This window comes from Enterobacter sp. SECR19-1250 (assembly GCF_013391025.1).
GTDB lineage: Bacteria > Pseudomonadota > Gammaproteobacteria > Enterobacterales > Enterobacteriaceae > Enterobacter > Enterobacter cloacae.
The window spans coordinates 41,602-59,345 of record NZ_JACASJ010000018.1 but is presented as its reverse complement, the minus strand read 5'-3'; the positions used below and the strand labels follow the sequence as shown (position 1 = coordinate 59,345).

10 protein-coding genes are annotated in these 17,744 nt (G+C 54.9%); 8 read left to right on the top strand and 2 right to left on the bottom strand.

What is annotated here, in order from left to right:
- Positions 1-414 precede the first annotated feature (414 nt).
- Both rcsD and rcsB read left to right on the top strand, forming a co-directional pair.
- A complete protein-coding gene (rcsD, locus tag HX884_RS07235; protein WP_178327922.1) occupies positions 415-3,087 on the top strand; it encodes a phosphotransferase RcsD in 2,673 nt (890 codons plus the stop codon).
- Between the two features lie 16 nt (positions 3,088-3,103).
- Positions 3,104-3,754, top strand: coding sequence for a response regulator transcription factor RcsB (rcsB, locus tag HX884_RS07230; RefSeq protein WP_178327921.1), 651 nt, complete (start codon positions 3,104-3,106; stop codon positions 3,752-3,754).
- Between the two features lie 88 nt (positions 3,755-3,842).
- Here rcsB and rcsC read toward each other — a convergent pair whose 3' ends face one another.
- Both rcsC and gyrA read right to left on the bottom strand, forming a co-directional pair.
- A complete protein-coding gene (gene rcsC, locus HX884_RS07225) occupies positions 3,843-6,689 on the bottom strand; it encodes a two-component system sensor histidine kinase RcsC (RefSeq protein ID WP_020690666.1) in 2,847 nt (948 codons plus the stop codon).
- Positions 6,690-6,824: 135 nt separating this feature from the next.
- The gene (gyrA, locus tag HX884_RS07220) at positions 6,825-9,461 is read right to left on the bottom strand and encodes a DNA topoisomerase (ATP-hydrolyzing) subunit A (RefSeq protein ID WP_013098009.1); all 2,637 of its coding nucleotides are present in this window, start codon (positions 9,459-9,461) and stop codon (positions 6,825-6,827) included.
- Between the two features lie 146 nt (positions 9,462-9,607).
- On the opposite strand from gyrA, the gene ubiG reads away from it, so the two are divergent.
- From ubiG to HX884_RS07190, 6 genes are all read left to right on the top strand, one after another.
- Positions 9,608-10,336 carry a bifunctional 2-polyprenyl-6-hydroxyphenol methylase/3-demethylubiquinol 3-O-methyltransferase UbiG gene (gene ubiG, locus HX884_RS07215; RefSeq protein ID WP_038983991.1) on the top strand — a complete coding sequence of 243 codons (729 nt, stop codon included), beginning with the start codon at positions 9,608-9,610 and terminating at the stop codon, positions 10,334-10,336.
- Between the two features lie 348 nt (positions 10,337-10,684).
- A complete protein-coding gene (gene nrdA, locus HX884_RS07210; RefSeq protein WP_178327920.1) occupies positions 10,685-12,970 on the top strand; it encodes a class 1a ribonucleoside-diphosphate reductase subunit alpha in 2,286 nt (761 codons plus the stop codon).
- Between the two features lie 107 nt (positions 12,971-13,077).
- On the top strand, positions 13,078-14,208 hold the full coding sequence (gene nrdB / locus HX884_RS07205) for a class Ia ribonucleoside-diphosphate reductase subunit beta (RefSeq protein WP_178327919.1): 1,131 nt from the start codon (positions 13,078-13,080) through the stop codon (positions 14,206-14,208).
- On the top strand, positions 14,208-14,462 hold the full coding sequence (gene yfaE, locus HX884_RS07200) for a class I ribonucleotide reductase maintenance protein YfaE (protein ID WP_178327918.1): 255 nt from the start codon (positions 14,208-14,210) through the stop codon (positions 14,460-14,462). The genes nrdB and yfaE overlap by 1 nt, the downstream gene beginning before the upstream one ends.
- 119 nt (positions 14,463-14,581) lie before the next feature.
- Complete coding sequence (locus HX884_RS07195; protein WP_178327917.1) at positions 14,582-16,273, top strand: GMC family oxidoreductase; 1,692 nt, start codon at positions 14,582-14,584, stop codon at positions 16,271-16,273.
- Entirely contained in the window at positions 16,203-17,723 is a 1,521-nt protein-coding gene (locus tag HX884_RS07190) for a GMC family oxidoreductase (RefSeq protein ID WP_249166271.1), read from the top strand. Before HX884_RS07195 ends, HX884_RS07190 begins: the two co-directional genes overlap by 71 nt.
- The last annotated feature ends 21 nt before the right edge of the window (positions 17,724-17,744 follow it).

Here is a 17,744-nt window from a genome sequence, read left to right as displayed (position 1 = left end):
GATGCGCTCCGGATGAATATGATGATCTCATATCAGGAACTTGTTCGCACCTTCCCTAATTCAACCGAATGCTTCGCATTCGGTTTTTTTTACCTTTCTTTACGTAATTATTCTTTTTTTGTGCTACCGCACAGAAATCATAACGACTATTAACTAAATTCGCCTGAAACCCCTTCCGCATAAAACGCAACGCAACAAAACATAATTCCTTGTTTATTCGTGCTATTCTCTGTCTGATATCGAGCGTAATCTGTACATTCACCTCGGGTATGTACACATTTAATACAGACCATTCAGTAGTACTCACAGAGGAAAAAGTCGCGTGTTCAAAGGCTATGAGGCTGGAAATTCAGTTATTACCCTTTATACTGCCCTATCGCCATAAAGCACGGCCATTACGGGTTAAACATATCAATGAGTCAGACTGAAACTACCGCCCCGAGCAAATTCTCCCTTCTCCCCGGGAGCATCACCCGTTTCTTTCTTCTTTTGATCGTTGTGCTGTTGGTCACGATGGGGGTTATGGTTCAGAGCGCGGTGAACGCCTGGCTGAAGGATAAGAGCTATCAGGTCGTTGATATCACGCATGCCGTGCACAAGCGCATTGACACCTGGCGCTACGCCACCTGGCAGATTTACGACAATATCGCGGCCGCCCCGGCGACATCGTCAGGCGAAGGGCTGCAGGAAACGCGCCTGAAACAGGACGTTTACTACCTGGAAAAGCCGCAGCGCAAAACGGAAGCGCTTATTTTCGGCTCGCACGACAGCGCGACGCTTGAGATGACGCAGCGTATTTCGACCTATCTCGATACCCTCTGGGGTGCCGAGACGGTGCCATGGTCGATGTACTATCTGAACGGTCAGGATAACAGCATGATCCTGATTTCGACCCTGCCGCTTAAAGATCTCTCCTCGGGTTTTAAAGAGACGACCGTGGGCAGCATAGTCGATTCCCGCCGGGCAGAAATGCTGCAGCAGGCGAACGCCCTTGATGAACGAGAGAGTTTCTCTTCCCTGCGCCGTCTGGCCTGGCAAAATGGCCATTACTTTACCCTGCGCACCACCTTTAACCAGCCAGGACATCTGGCGACGGTTGTGGCGTTCGATCTGCCGATTAACGATCTGATCCCGCCGGATATGCCGCTCGACAGCTTCCGTCTGGAACCGGACAGCAGTACCCAGAAAATGCGTGCCGCCTCGGACAAAGAGGCCGCAGAAAGCGTTTCTATCTCCTTTAACGGCTCGAAGATTGAAATTGCCTCTTCGCTGAACTCAACCGGTATGCGCCTGGTATGGCAGGTGCCGTTTGGCACGCTGCTGCTCGACACCCTGCAAAATATCCTGTTACCGCTGCTGCTGAATATTGGGCTGCTGGCGCTGGCGCTGTTTGGCTACAGTACGTTCCGTTTCCAGCCCGGGCGTCAGAGCGATGCCTCAACGGTCCCGGCCGGAACCAGTAATGAATTGCGCGTATTACGTGCCCTGAATGAAGAAATCATCTCAGTACTGCCGCTGGGTGTGCTGGTTCACGACCAGGAAGCCAACCGCACGGTGATGAGCAATAAAATTGCCGACCATCTGCTGCCGCATCTTAACCTGCAGAACATCACCACCATGGCGGATCAGCATCAGGGGGTGATTCAGGCCACCATCAATAATGAACTGTACGAGATCCGTCAGTTCCGCAGCCAGGTCGCCTCCCGCACGCAGATCTTCATTATTCGCGATCAGGATCGCGAAGTACTGGTGAACAAAAAACTGAAGCAGGCGCAAAGACTGTATGAGAAAAATCAGCAGGGTCGCGCCGCGTTTATGCAAAATATTGGTGATGCCTTCAAACAGCCATTAAGAACGCTGGCGACGCAGGCGGCGGCGTTGAGCACGCCTGAAAGCCAACAGCTGGCAAGCCAGGCGGATTCGCTGGTGCGGATGGTGGATGAGATCCAGCTTGCGAACATGCTTGAGAACGACTTCTGGAAAGGCACGCCGACCCTCTTCTCGATTCAGGATCTGATTGACGAAGTGGTGCCGGAAGTTCTGCCGGTGATTAAGCGCAAAGGTCTGCAGCTGCTGATCAACAACCATCTGCCGGCCAACGACGAACGTCACGGCGATCGTGAGGCGCTGCGTCGAATTCTGCTGATGATTATTCAGTACGCCGTCACCACCACGCAAATTGGCAAAATCACGCTTGAGGTCAATACCGACGAGTCCGCGGAGGATCGTCTGACGTTCCGTATCCTCGATACCGGTGAAGGCGTTACAACCAGTGAGATTGATAATCTGCACTTCCCGTTCCTGAACGATACCCAAAGCGATCGCTACGGTAAGGCCAATGCCCTGACCTTCTGGCTGTGCGATCAGCTGGCGCGCAAGCTTGGCGGCCATCTGAACATTAAAGCCCGTGAATCACTTGGCACCCGTTATTCGCTGCACGTAAAAATGGCCGCCAATCCTCAGGAAGAAGATGAAGAACGCCTGCTGGACGATGTGGTTGTGATGGTGGATGTGACTTCGAACGAGATCCGCAATATCGTGGTACGCCTGCTGGAAAACTGGGGTGCGGCCTGCATCACGCCGGATGAAAGACTCTCAAGTCAAGAATTTGATCTGTTTTTAACTGATAATCCGTCTAATCTTACTGCCTCCGGCTTGCTTTTAAGCGATGATGAGCCAGGCGTGCGAAAAATCGGCCCAGGCCAGCTGCGCGTCAACTTTAATATAAGCAATGCGATGCAGGAAGCTGTACTACAACTAATAGAAGAGCAACTGGCGCAGGAAGAGACAGCGGAATCCCCGTTAGGCGGCAATGAAAATGCCGAGCTTCACGCCAGCGGATATTATTCACTCTTTGTTGATACAGTACCAGATGATGTTAAGCGGTTGTATACTGAGTCCGCTGCGAATGATTTTGCAGCGCTGGCGCAGACAGCACACCGGCTTAAAGGGGTGTTTGCCATGCTTAATCTGGTTCCCGGCAAGCAGTTATGTGAAACGCTGGAACATCTAATTCGTGAGAAAGATGCCTCTGGCATTGAAAAATACATCAGCGACATTGACGCCTACGTCAAAAGCTTGCTGTAGCAAGGTAGCCTAATACATGAACAATATGAACGTAATTATTGCCGATGACCATCCGATTGTACTGTTCGGTATTCGCAAATCACTTGAACAGATCGAGTGGGTGAATGTAGTCGGTGAATTTGAAGACTCTACAGCACTGATCAATAACCTCCCAAAACTTGATGCACACGTGCTCATTACCGATCTCTCCATGCCTGGAGACAAATACGGTGATGGGATCACGCTCATCAAATATATTAAACGTCACTTCCCGGACATCTCGATCATTGTTCTGACCATGAATAACAACCCGGCGATTCTGAGCGCCGTGCTGGATCTGGATATCGAAGGGATTGTACTGAAACAGGGCGCACCAACTGACCTGCCTAAAGCGCTGGCTGCGCTGCAGAAAGGCAAAAAGTTCACCCCTGAGAGCGTCTCTCGTCTGCTGGAAAAAATCAGTGCAGGTGGCTACGGTGACAAACCCCTGTCGCCAAAAGAGAGCGAAGTTCTGCGTCTTTTCGCTGAAGGTTTCCTCGTGACCGAGATTGCCAAGAAGCTGAACCGCAGTATTAAAACCATCAGTAGCCAGAAGAAATCAGCCATGATGAAACTGGGCGTGGACAACGATATCGCGCTGCTGAACTATCTCTCCTCCGTGACGCTGAGCGCGACGGATAAGGATTGATCCAGGACGGGTGTGCGTCCTGATGCCCTCACCCCGTCCCTCTCCCACGGGGAGAGGGTGAAAAGCAAAAGGCCCTTACGGGCCTTTTTTATGTCCGCGTTTTTCTCACCCGATCCGCGTAAATCGACAATGTCTGCTTCAGTACGTCCAGCGTAACCGGTTTCGACAGACAGCTGTCCATTCCTGACTCCAGGCAGCGCTGTTTCTCTTCCGCCAGCGCATTCGCCGTGACGCCAACCACCGGCAACGTCAGACCAAGCTGGCGGATACGCTGCGTCAGACGATAGCCGTCCATATTGGGCATATTCACGTCGCTGAGAACGATATCAATATGGTTTTTACTGAGCACATTCAGCGCATCCACGCCGTCATTAGCGGTTTTACATTGATAACCCAGCGAGCCCAGCTGGTCAGCCAGCAGGCGACGGTTAATCGGATGGTCATCCACGACCAGAATCATCATATCGTCGTTCACCGACGCCAGCGATTCCGGTGACGGCAGGGTCGCCGCGCCATCGTTCTCTTCGAGCTGCACGCTGTAGATGCGCGCCAGCAGCCCCAACAGCTCATGTGGCGTCGCCACACTGTGAACCCACTCGCCCGGCGCACGCTCAACCGGAATACCGATGTGACGACGACAGAACATCACCACGCCCCTTCCCTGCCACGGTTGCGCCAGCGTGTCATCGGTGATCAATACATCGTCCACGTCCGGCGTCTGGCCTTCATAACGGGAAACCCGCACGCCGCTGTGGTTCAGCAGTGCCGTCAGATAATCATTCAGCGAGGCGTTGTGCACCGCCAGCCAGCAGCGCTTATCGCTCAGGCCGTCAACCGTCGTTTTCGCCGGATACTGCGCAGAATAGAGCGGAATACGAATGGTGAACTGGCTACCCATACCGGGTTCGGTATCCACCGAGATATCGCCGTCCATCATGCTGACGAGCTTCTCACAAATTGCCAGCCCCAGTCCGGTCCCCTGGAAGTTACGCTGCACGCCGGTACCAACCTGGAAGAACGGGTCAAACAGACGAACCACTTCCTTCGCCGGGATCCCAACGCCAGTATCTCGCACACGAATGCTCAGGTAGTCCCCTGCCCGGCACACATGCAACACGATACAGCCGATGTCGGTGAACTTGATGGCGTTACTGAGCAGGTTCGAAATGACCTGCTGCAGACGCATAGGATCGCCATGCAGCGTCAGCGGTACGTCTGGCTCAATAAAGCAATAGAGACCCAGCTGTTTACGTACCACCAGCGGCAGATAGTTGGCGCTGATGTGGTTCATCACCTCGCGCGGAGAGAACTCGCGCGGTTCAATTTTCAGCTGCTCGGACTCAATTTTCGAGAAGTCGAGAATGTCGCTGATGATTTTCAGCAGCAGGCTTGAAGAGTTGTTCATCGCCGTCACCAGGCGATCAACGCCTTTCGGCAGCTCTTTGGTTTGCAGCAGATCGAGGTTGCCGATAATCCCGTACAGCGGCGTACGCAGTTCGTGACTGACGGTGGCAAGGAACATGGATTTCGACTGGCTGGCCTGCTCTGCCGCCTGGGCCATCTCCTGCAAAGACTCTTCCATCTTCACACGTGCTGAGACATCCACCAGCACGCAAATCGCCACGTTTTCATTGCGATAGCGCGAATGCACGAAGCTAATTTGTAAGTTGGTGTGGGTGCTGGTCAGCACGTCGACAAAATTCACCTGCTGACCACAGATAATTTGCGTCAGCCTTTGCCGGTCCTCGTGCGTCAGCATGTTCAGGTAGTTATGCGCCAGTTCATTACTGAGGATATTGGTGCCGTCCTGGGTGCGCAGGATACAGATCCCCACCGGTGCGGAGGCAACAATCTTACGGTTAAACTGCTCGTGTTCCTCCAGACGCTGGGCATCGCTTTCAGCGGGGATAAAAATCTTCCGCTCATACATCCGCGCCAGGGTAAACAGCGCGCCACCGGCCAGCACGTTCAGCAGGATGGCATTCATGATAAGAATACGGATCCGCTCAAGCACCATATCCACCGGCAGGGAATAGACAATACTCAGCGACGATGGCGGTAAGCTTTTCTTCAGCACCAGCTCACGGAATCCTGAGGTATAGCCAAACCACGAACGCTCCTGCATCCAGTGCGGATCGACGTTCAGGCGATTATCCGGCCCGGTGAGTGAAATCAGGGGATGGCCGTTCTCATCCAGAATGGTCACTCCCATCGGCAGGCTGCCCGGCGTGAAGAAGTTTTCCATGCGGATGGTCTGTTCAATGCCCAGTAGCGCCTGCAGGCGATTGCCCAGATAAACTGGCGTCAGCGCATAGAAATAGCCCACGCCCATGCGCGGCCCCTGGCTTATCCAGAAGATGTTATTCCCGCGCTCGTCCTGCGGCGCATTGCGGTATTTCAAAATGCGTTCATGCAGGCTTTTCAGCGCATCATCACGTTCGACGGGCACATCGCGCAGGCCAAAGTCGGCCATGCAGAGGTTTTCGCTGCCAATCAGGAACACGCGGTTCAGGTCATAGGCGGCGGAGAAGTTGTCGCGCCAGTAGCGCATAAACCAGGAGAGCGATTCCAGGGAACCGCGCCAGGTGTTGCTCATGGCGGAGCAGTCGGAATCCGGGAACAGCGGCTCGAAATCCGGTACTTCGGTTTTGTCATTACGCCCGCGGATGGCAAGAATACCGTTTTCCGCCGTCAGGCGATTTTCGGCAATGTACTTCAGCTCCTTCATCACGTCGGAGGTGCGCTGAATATAGCGCTGGGCCTGATCGGAACTTAGGTTAAATTCCTGACGGATCTCCGCTTCTTTCTGGTGCAGCGCGTTGACGATGTAAAACACCGAGGACAAGGCCACCAGTAACCAAAGCAAGAGCGCCAGCGCCCGAAACAGATAGCGAGAGACTTTCAGCGTGGTTCGAAAGGAGACGAGGTATTTCAAAGGGGCGAGGCTCCGCCGTCGGGGTCAAAAAGAATGTGGTTAAGGTAGCGGTAAACGCGGCTTGTCGCAACGTTGACTTGTCTGCATCTGCAAAAGAAAAGGGCCGGAATCCGGCCCTTTATGCGTCAGGAGACATTACTCGTCAGCATCATCCGCTGCATCATCGTCGGTGTCCACTTCCGGTGCGATATCATCATCACCTTCCGCGACGCTACCGTCGATGGAGTCGAGCTCTTCGTCGTCCACTGGCTCAGCAACACGTTGCAGACCCACCACGTTTTCATCTTCCGCCGTACGGATGAGGATAACGCCCTGGGTATTACGACCCACCACGCTAATCTCCGACACGCGGGTACGCACCAGCGTACCGGCATCGGTGATCATCATGATCTGGTCGGCATCGTCTACCTGCACCGCGCCCACAACGGAACCGTTGCGCTCGGTCACCTTGATAGAGATAACGCCCTGCGTGCCACGCGACTTGGTTGGGTATTCCCCTTCCGCGGTACGTTTACCGTAACCATTCTGCGTCACGGTCAGGATAGCCCCTTCCCCGCGCGGAATAATCAGAGAAACGACGCTGTCTTCGCCCGCCAGTTTGATACCGCGAACGCCCGTTGCGGTACGACCCATTGCGCGGACGGCGTCTTCTTTGAAGCGCACCACTTTACCGGCTGCGGAGAAGAGCATGACTTCATCTTTGCCTGAAGTCAGATCGACGCCAATCAGCTCATCGCCTTCGTTCAGGTTCACCGCGATGATACCGGCAGAACGTGGACGGCTGAACTCGGTCAGCGCGGTTTTCTTCACGGTACCGCTGGCGGTCGCCATAAAGACGTTCACGCCCTCTTCGTACTCGCGTACCGGCAGAATGGCAGTGATACGTTCGTTCGCTTCCAGGGGCAGCAGGTTAACGATCGGACGACCACGTGCACCACGGCTCGCTTCCGGCAACTGGTAGACCTTCATCCAGTACAGACGACCCCGGCTGGAGAAGCAGAGGATGGTGTCATGGGTGTTCGCCACCAGCAGACGGTCGATAAAGTCTTCTTCTTTAATACGTGCCGCAGATTTGCCTTTACCACCACGACGCTGTGCTTCGTAGTCAGTTAACGGCTGATACTTCACGTAGCCCTGGTGAGACAGGGTCACAACAACGTCTTCCTGGTTGATCAGGTCTTCGATGTTGATATCTGCGGAGTTGGCGGTGATTTCGGTGCGACGCTCATCGCCGAACTGATCGCGGATCAGCTCCAGCTCTTCGCGGATCACTTCCATCAGGCGCTCTGCGCTGCCCAGAATGTGCAGCAGTTCAGCGATCTGCTCCAGCAGCTCTTTATATTCGTCGAGCAGTTTTTCATGCTCAAGGCCGGTCAGTTTCTGCAGACGCAGATCCAGAATCGCCTGGGCCTGCTGTTCAGTCAGGTAGTACTGACCATCACGCACGCCGAATTCAGGTTCCAGCCACTCAGGACGCGCGGCGTCATCACCGGCACGCTCCAGCATTGCCGCAACGTTGCCCAGATCCCACGGACGGGAAATCAGCGCGGTTTTCGCTTCCGCCGGGGTTGGCGCGCGACGGATCAGCTCGATGATCGGGTCGATGTTGGCCAGCGCCACAGCCAGTGCCTCAAGGATGTGGGCACGGTCACGCGCTTTACGCAGTTCGAAAATGGTACGACGGGTCACCACTTCGCGGCGGTGACGGACAAACGCGCTCAGGATCTCTTTCAGGTTCATGATCTTCGGCTGACCATGGTGCAGTGCAACCATGTTGATACCGAAGGAGACCTGCAGCTGAGTCTGGGAGTACAGGTTGTTCAGCACAACCTCGCCCACCGCGTCACGTTTGATTTCAATCACTATGCGCATACCGTCTTTATCAGACTCGTCGCGCAGCGCGCTGATGCCTTCAACACGTTTTTCTTTTACCAGCTCGGCGATTTTTTCAATCAGTCGCGCTTTGTTCACCTGATACGGGATCTCGTGAACAATGATGGTTTCACGGCCGGTTTTGGCATCTGCTTCCACTTCGGCGCGGGCACGGATGTAAATCTTGCCGCGACCGGTGCGGTACGCTTCTTCAATACCACGACGACCGTTGATGATGGCCGCCGTCGGGAAGTCCGGGCCCGGGATGTGTTCCATCAGCCCTTCAATGCTGATGTCTTCATCGTCGATATAGGCCAGGCAGCCGTTGATCACTTCGGTGATGTTGTGCGGCGGAATGTTGGTCGCCATCCCTACGGCGATACCGGACGAACCGTTCACCAGCAGGTTAGGGATCTTCGTTGGCATGACGTCAGGAATTTTTTCCGTGCCATCGTAGTTATCAACGAAATCAACCGTCTCTTTTTCCAGGTCGGCCATCAGCTCATGGGCAATTTTCGCCAGACGGATTTCCGTATAACGCATTGCCGCGGCGGAGTCGCCGTCGATAGAACCAAAGTTACCCTGACCATCTACCAGCATGTAACGCAGCGAGAAAGGCTGCGCCATACGAACGATGGTGTCGTACACCGCGGAATCACCATGGGGATGGTATTTACCGATTACGTCACCAACGACACGGGCAGATTTTTTGTAGGCTTTATTCCAGTCATTGCCCAATACGTTCATGGCGTATAGTACGCGACGGTGTACCGGCTTCAGGCCATCGCGGACGTCCGGCAGCGCACGGCCAACAATGACCGACATCGCATAGTCCAGATAGGAGCTCTTCAGCTCTTCCTCGATGTTAACCGGTGTAATTTCTCTCGCAAGGTCGCTCATCTAACCGCTATCCCTCTACTGTATCCCGGATTCAAAGGTCGCAAATTATAACACAGCCGCGGTGATACAGGTAAACCTATACGCTTTATTCACAGGGATTGCCTGATATACTCATTCGTCTTGCTAAATAAGGAGTAAAAGCGCCCATGAATGCCGAAAAATCCCCGGTGGCTCACAACGTAGACCACGAAGAGATTGCCAAATTTGAAGCGGTGGCGTCCCGCTGGTGGGATCTCGAAGGTGAGTTCAAACCTCTGCATCGCATCAACCCGCTGCGTCTGGGCTATATCGCGGAGCGTTCCGGCGGTCTGTTCGGTAAAAAAGTGCTCGATGTCGGCTGCGGCGGCGGCATCCTGGCAGAGAGCATGGCGCGCGAAGGGGCCACCGTCACCGGCCTGGATATGGGTTTTGAACCGTTGCAGGTTGCCCGTCTGCATGCCCTGGAGTCCGGGATTCAGGTGGAGTACGTACAGGAAACCGTTGAGGAACACGCGGCAAAACATGCGCACCAGTACGACGTGGTCACCTGCATGGAGATGCTGGAGCACGTTCCCGACCCGCAGTCCGTCGTCAACGCCTGCGCAAAACTGGTGAAACCGGGCGGCCAGGTCTTCTTCTCGACCATCAACCGTAACGGCAAAGCCTGGCTGATGGCCGTCGTCGGCGCAGAGTATGTACTGCGCATGGTGCCCAAAGGTACACACGACGTGAAGAAATTCATCAAGCCTGCCGAGTTACTGGGCTGGGTTGACCAGACGTGGCTCAAGGAGCAGCACATCACCGGTCTGCACTACAATCCGCTGACCGATAAATTCAAACTCGCCCCGGGCGTAGATGTTAACTATATGTTGCACACCACCGCCAAAAGCGACTAACGTCATCCATTATTCTTATAAAGATTGCGCGACATCATGTTGCGCAATTCTGACCTCCCGTTGAAGAAATCAGCACTCGATCAAATTTTGAATTTTTTTTCTTAATTATTGACATCTCTTCCAGGCCTTACAGCATGAGGACTTAGCCTTTTTTACCCTTTCACAACCTCAATTTAACGTCAAAATCAACCCTTGTACTGAAAAGAATCCTTACTAGAATACTCACCATATAGCGTTTCTCTTATCGCAAACCCCCTATATGTAGTATTTATCCACAGAGTTAGTCACAAGGCGGATCTGTGGATAAACGGGGGATATTTTTTTATTTCACGGACAGGTAAAACCCACATGAATCAGAGTCTGCTGGTGACAAAGCGCGACGGTACTACCGAGCGTATCAATCTGGACAAAATCCATCGAGTTCTCGACTGGGCAGCAGAAGGCCTGAACAACGTATCTATCTCCCAGGTTGAACTGCGTTCCCATATTCAGTTCTACGACGGCATCAAAACGTCTGATATCCACGAAACCATCATCAAAGCGGCGGCGGATCTGATCTCCCGCGAAGCGCCGGATTATCAGTACCTCGCTGCACGTCTGGCGATTTTCCATCTGCGTAAAAAAGCCTACGGCCAGTTCGAGCCGCCTGCGCTTTACGACCACGTGGTGAAAATGGTTGAGCTGGGTAAATACGACACGCATCTGCTGGAAGACTATACGGAAGAAGAGTTCGAGCAGATGAACGGGTTTATCGATCACTGGCGTGATATGAACTTCTCCTACGCAGCGGTGAAACAGCTCGAAGGCAAATACCTGGTCCAGAACCGTGTCACGGGCGAAATCTACGAGAGCGCCCAGTTCCTCTATATTCTGGTAGCCGCCTGCCTGTTCTCAAACTACCCGCGTGATACCCGTCTGGAATACGTTAAGCGTTTCTATGATGCGGTCTCTACGTTCAAGATTTCTCTGCCGACGCCGATTATGTCTGGCGTGCGTACCCCAACCCGTCAGTTCAGCTCCTGCGTACTGATCGAGTGCGGTGACAGCCTGGATTCCATCAACGCGACCTCCAGCGCGATTGTCAAATACGTCTCCCAGCGTGCCGGTATCGGTATCAACGCCGGTCGCATTCGTGCCCTGGGCAGCCCAATTCGCGGCGGTGAAGCGTTCCATACCGGTTGTATCCCGTTCTACAAGCACTTCCAGACCGCAGTAAAATCTTGCTCTCAGGGCGGCGTGCGCGGTGGTGCGGCAACCCTGTTCTATCCAATGTGGCACCTGGAAGTCGAAAGCCTGCTGGTACTGAAAAACAACCGTGGTGTTGAAGGTAACCGCGTGCGTCACATGGACTACGGCGTCCAGATCAACAAACTGATGTACACCCGTCTGCTGAAAGGTGAAGACATTACCCTGTTCAGCCCGTCCGATGTCCCGGGCCTGTATGACGCGTTCTTCGCCGATCAGGACGAATTCGAACGTCTGTACACCAAATACGAACAAGACGACAGCATCCGTAAACAGCGCGTGAAGGCGGTCGATCTGTTCTCTCTGATGATGCAGGAACGTGCCTCTACCGGCCGTATCTACATCCAGAACGTTGACCACTGCAACACCCACAGCCCGTTTGATCCGGTTGTTGCGCCAGTGCGCCAGTCTAACCTGTGCCTGGAGATCGCCCTGCCGACCAAACCGCTGGAAGACGTGAACGACGAAAACGGCGAAATTGCGCTGTGTACGCTGTCTGCGTTCAACCTGGGCGCGATTAAGAGCCTGGACGAGCTGGAAGAGCTGGCAGTGCTGGCCGTCCGTGCGCTCGACGCCCTGCTGGACTACCAGGATTATCCAATCCCGGCGGCGAAACGCGGCGCTATGGGCCGTCGTACGCTGGGTATCGGCGTCATCAACTTCGCCTACTGGCTGGCGAAACACGGTAAGCGTTACTCAGACGGCAGTGCGAACAACCTGACCCACGAAACGTTCGAAGCGATCCAGTATTACCTGCTGAAAGCGTCTAACGAGCTGGCGAAAGAGCAAGGCGCATGCCCGTGGTTTAACGAAACCACCTATGCGAAAGGCATTCTGCCAATCGACACCTACAAGAAAGACCTGGATGCGATTGCAAACGCGCCGCTGCATCTGGACTGGGAAGCACTGCGCGAGTCCATTAAGACTCACGGCCTGCGCAACTCCACGCTCTCTGCCCTGATGCCGTCTGAGACCTCTTCGCAGATCTCTAACGCCACCAACGGTATCGAGCCGCCGCGCGGTCACGTCAGCATTAAAGCGTCGAAAGACGGTATCCTGCGCCAGGTGGTGCCGGATTACGAACTGCTGAAAGACAACTACGAGCTGCTGTGGGAAATGCCAAACAATGACGGCTATCTGCAGCTGGTGGGTATCATGCAGAAATTCATCGATCAGTCGATCTCTGCCAATACCAACTACGACCCGACGCGTTTCCCGTCTGGTAAAGTGCCAATGCAGCAACTGCTGAAAGACCTGCTCACCGCGTACAAATTTGGCGTGAAAACCCTGTATTATCACAACACCCGTGATGGTGCAGAAGACGCGCAGGACGATCTGGCACCGTCAATTCAGGATGATGGCTGCGAAAGCGGCGCATGTAAGATCTAATAAATCCCCTCACCCTAACCCTCTCCCACAGGGAGAGGGAACTCTTTCCCCCTCTCCCTGTGGGAGAGGGCCGGGATGAGGGGAAAATAACACCACAGGACACACTCATGGCATATACCACCTTTTCACAGACGAAAAACGACCAGCTCAAAGAGCCGATGTTCTTCGGCCAGCCGGTCAATGTGGCACGCTACGATCAGCAAAAATATGACATTTTCGAAAAGCTGATTGAAAAGCAACTCTCCTTCTTCTGGCGTCCGGAGGAAGTTGACGTTTCCCGCGATCGTATCGATTTCCAGGCGTTGCCGGAGCATGAAAAACACATTTTCATCAGCAACCTGAAGTACCAGACGCTGCTGGACTCCATTCAGGGCCGCAGCCCGAACGTTGCCCTGCTGCCGCTGATCTCCATTCCGGAACTGGAAACCTGGGTGGAAACCTGGGCGTTCTCGGAGACGATCCACTCCCGCTCTTACACCCACATTATCCGCAACATCGTTAACGATCCGGCGGTGGTGTTTGACGATATCGTCACCAACGAGCAGATTCAGAAACGCGCGGAAGGGATTGCCCACTACTACGACGAGCTGATCGAGATGACCAGCTACTGGCACCTGCTGGGCGAAGGGACCCACAACGTGAACGGCAAAACCGCCACCGTGAATCTGCGCGCGCTGAAAAAGCAGCTGTACCTGTGCCTGATGAGCGTTAACGCCCTGGAAGCCATCCGCTTCTACGTGAGCTTTGCCTGCTCCTTTGCGTTTGCCGAGCGCAAGCTGATGGAAGGTAACGCCAAAATCATCCGTCTGATCGCCCGTGACGAAGCCCTGCACCTGACCGGCACCCAGCACATGCTGAACCTGTTGCGCAGCGGTGCAGACGACCCGGAGATGGCGGAAATCGCTGAAGAGTGCAAGCAGGAGTGCTACGACCTGTTCGTGCTGGCCGCACAGCAGGAGAAAGAGTGGGCAGACTACCTGTTCCGCGACGGCTCCATGATTGGCCTGAACAAAGACATTCTGTGCCAGTACGTTGAGTACATCACCAACATCCGTATGCAGGCGGTCGGTCTCGATCTGCCATTCCAGACGCGCTCCAACCCGATCCCGTGGATCAACACCTGGCTGGTGTCCGATAACGTGCAGGTGGCGCCACAAGAAGTGGAAGTCAGTTCTTACCTGGTCGGTCAGATTGATTCTGAAGTCAACACTGACGACCTGAGCAATTTCCAGCTCTGATGACGCGCGTAACGCTGAGTCTTTCGGGCACAGAAGTGCTGTGCCAGGAAGAGCACACTTCCCTGCTGGCAGCCCTTGAGGCGAATCAGGTGACGGTAGAGTATCAGTGTCGTGAAGGCTATTGCGGCTCCTGCCGCTGCCGCCTGGTCACCGGCCAGGTGGACTGGCTGACCGAACCGCTGGCCTTTATCAATGAAGGGGAAATTTTGCCCTGCTGCTGCCGGGCAAAAGGTGATATTGAAATAGAAATATAGCGCCAACCCCTCCTTTCGGGTTCGTGATTTACGAACCCGTGATTCGCCTTTCCTCAGCTGTTCACCCCTCCTCATGCCGCTTACTCTAACGGTATATCCACCTGAGGAGGCCATCAGCAATGTCCGTTTTATCCTTAGAACAGTTCATGACCACATCCCCTGAGCAGATGCCCTACGATATTATTATCGTTGGCGCGGGCTCTGCCGGGGCAGTGCTGGCAGCACGTCTTAGCGAAGATGAGCAGACACGTGTTCTGCTGCTGGAATATGGTCCGTCTTTTGATCCCGATGGCTATCCGGAACTGCTTTACAGCGGCAATATTATCGCGGCGAATGGCGATCAGCGATATGAATGGGGCTATTACGCCAGCCCGGTCAGCCAGCCCGATCCTGTCTATACTCCGCGCGGCAAAACCCTCGGCGGAAGTTCAGCCATTAACGCTGCCGTCGCCTGCCGGGCGCTCCCCTGGGATTTCGAACGCATCACGGCAAAAGGGCTTAAGGGCTGGAAATATGAGGATGTGCTGCCCTACTACAAAAAGATGGAAACCTACCCTTTGGGTGAGGATAAATATCACGGTCGTGAAGGTCCACTTCCGATCCATCAGATGACGTTAGAGGAGATCACCCCAGTTCAGCGGGCCACCCTGGAAGCGGCGTGGCAGCTGGGTTTTGCGCGGGTTGAAGACTTTAACCACCCAGAAGCCAACAACGGCGCCGGGCCCAATCCGATGAATATCATTAACGGCGTTCGGGTGAATACCGGAATGGCATGGCTTACCCGCAAGGTGCGCCAGCGCCCGAACCTGACCATCGTGTATGGGGCGCTCACGGACAAGCTGATCGTTGAGGAGAACCGGGTCAAAGGCGTGCAGCTTGCCGACGGGGAACAGTGCTTTGCCCGCCAGACGATCCTCAGCGCCGGCGCCTATGGTTCCGCCGCGATATTGCTGCGCTCTGGCATCGGCCCACGCCACCATCTGGAATCGCTGTCGATCCCCGTCGTGAAAGAGGCCCCGGTGGGTGAGCGTCTGCGGGATCACGCCTTCTACTGGATCAACTTCGCCGGAAAAGCCGAACTTAAGGGCCACGAGCATCCGGTTGTCGCCGCCCAGATCTGGACGAATTCAAGCTTTGCCAAATCAGCCCGCGAAATGGACATTGCCATTTCCCCTTCGCATCTGTTACCTGCAGACCTCAGCCCAACCGGCGTCGCCTTCTCCCTCGGGCTGGAACTCATGCATTGCAGCTCCACAGGCTACATCCGCCTGAAGAGCCGTGACCCTCACGATGCACCGGAAATAGCGCTTAATCACCTGACGACAGAAGATGACATGCGCCGGATGGTCGAGTGTTTTCGGCTGGCACGCCTGCTGGCGGATATGCCGCCGCTGCGCCAGCTCATTGAGTACGAAATCAGCCCCGGAGCCTCGGTCGGGGATGATGAATCTGACATTCGCCAGGCTCTGGCGCAGGGGGTTAGCACCCTCCAGCACCCCTGCTCCACCGCACCGATGGGGCCCCCTGATGACCCCTATGCCGTGGTGGATGAAAACGGGTGCCTCTATGGTCTGCATGACTTACGGGTCATCGACGCATCGATCCTGCCCGAAATCCCGCTCATCAACCTCAATCCGACCATCATCATGATGGCAGAAAAACTGGCTGATGCGCTGCGTAACGATATTCATGAGGAGAGGAAAAATGGTATCCATCAAGCCGGAAAACAGTGCCCGGATAATGAAACAATCGTACGACGTCATAGTCGCAGGCGGTGGTTCAGCGGGTGCGGTTCTCGCCGCACGTCTTAGCGAGAACCCTGACTGCCAGGTATTGCTGCTGGAGGGCGGCCCCGTCTTTGCCCCCGATGGCTGGCCGGACGAACTGGCGCAAAGCCACTCTGTTGGCGGCGGTGATTACGTCTGGGAACACGGCGCGGCAACGGGAACCGATCATACCTCTGGTCATCTGCGGGCCAAAGTGCTCGGTGGCGGCTCCACGATCAACGCAGGCGCGTTTGTTCGCGCCCCTAAATCCGATTTTGACCGCTGGGTAAAGCGCGGCCTGAGCGACTGGTCGTTTGATAAGGTCTTACCGTGGTTCAAACGGCTTGAAAATGCCGACTATGGCGACGATCGCTGGCATGGCCGCCACGGCCCCGTTCCGGTGCGATTACCTGCGCTGGAGACACTCAGTCCGGCAAGTCAGGCGTTTTATCACGCCTGTCGCGCTCACGGCTTTGCCGCCATTGACGATATTAACGGCGAACAACAACACGGCGTCGCCATCTATCCACTGAATGTTGTCAACGGCATCCGGCAAAACACTGGCATGGTCTACCTGACGGAGGAGGTTCGGGCGCGCAAGAATCTGTCAATTGTCGGCATGACGGTTGTGGATAAAGCGCTGATAGACAATTCGCGGGTTAACGGCATACAGCTTGCGGATGGGACACGGATCGCTGCCGACTGCGTGTTCCTTTGTGCCGGTGCGGCCGGTACGCCAGCCATTCTGTTACGCTCCGGCATTGGTCCTGCTGACGATTTACGACGTCTGGAAATCCCGCTAAAACAGGATCTCCCCGTTGGCCGCAATTTGCAGGAACAACCCGTGAACGGGATCATGCTGGCGACCTCTGCAGAACATGCCAGCTATCCCCCAATAGGTGCAACGCTCTGGACGCAATCTTCGCTGGCCGCAGCCGACGAACTGGATCTGTATATCAGCAATAATCACTTCGTCGATCCGGGACTGTTTCCACACGGGGCGGGTTTCCAGCTCTTTTTCACCGTGGCTCGCCCCTGTGCCCGTGGGCGTCTGACACTGACGAGCCGCAATCCGCTGCTCGCCCCCACTATCGATCTCAATCTGCTGGGCGACGAGCGCGACGTCATACGGATGGTCGAAGCGGTGAAGTTGTCCCGGGCACTGGTGCAGGAAGGTCCATTGCAGGCACTGGTTACTGGCGAAGTCCCGGCAGTTAAAGGCGGTAAACTCGCCAAAACAGACCAGCAGATAACAGAGGAGCAGCGTGCGACGGTGAAAAGTAATCTACACCTCAGCGCGACAGCACCGATGGGTAAAGAAAGCGATCCGGCAGCAGTCGTGGACGCATGCGGCAACGTCTTCGGCATTAACGGGCTGTTTGTCGTCGATGCCTCGCTGTTCCCGGACGTTCCCTCTCAGGCGACTAACCCGGATGTGATCATGGCGGCAGAATATCTCGCCAGCCGTTTTTCCGGCTCCCTGAACGGCGCATAGTAAACCGAATAAGCCATAAAG

Coding starts and splice junctions, on each gene's coding strand:
- rcsD (WP_178327922.1), top strand. CDS start 415: ATGAGTCAGACTGAAACTACCGCCCCGAGCAAATTCTCCCTTCTCCCC.
- rcsB (WP_178327921.1), top strand. CDS start 3,104: ATGAACAATATGAACGTAATTATTGCCGATGACCATCCGATTGTACTG.
- gyrA (WP_013098009.1), bottom strand. CDS start 9,461: ATGAGCGACCTTGCGAGAGAAATTACACCGGTTAACATCGAGGAAGAG.
- ubiG (WP_038983991.1), top strand. CDS start 9,608: ATGAATGCCGAAAAATCCCCGGTGGCTCACAACGTAGACCACGAAGAG.
- nrdA (WP_178327920.1), top strand. CDS start 10,685: ATGAATCAGAGTCTGCTGGTGACAAAGCGCGACGGTACTACCGAGCGT.
- nrdB (WP_178327919.1), top strand. CDS start 13,078: ATGGCATATACCACCTTTTCACAGACGAAAAACGACCAGCTCAAAGAG.
- yfaE (WP_178327918.1), top strand. CDS start 14,208: ATGACGCGCGTAACGCTGAGTCTTTCGGGCACAGAAGTGCTGTGCCAG.
- HX884_RS07195 (WP_178327917.1), top strand. CDS start 14,582: ATGTCCGTTTTATCCTTAGAACAGTTCATGACCACATCCCCTGAGCAG.
- HX884_RS07190 (WP_249166271.1), top strand. CDS start 16,203: ATGAAACAATCGTACGACGTCATAGTCGCAGGCGGTGGTTCAGCGGGT.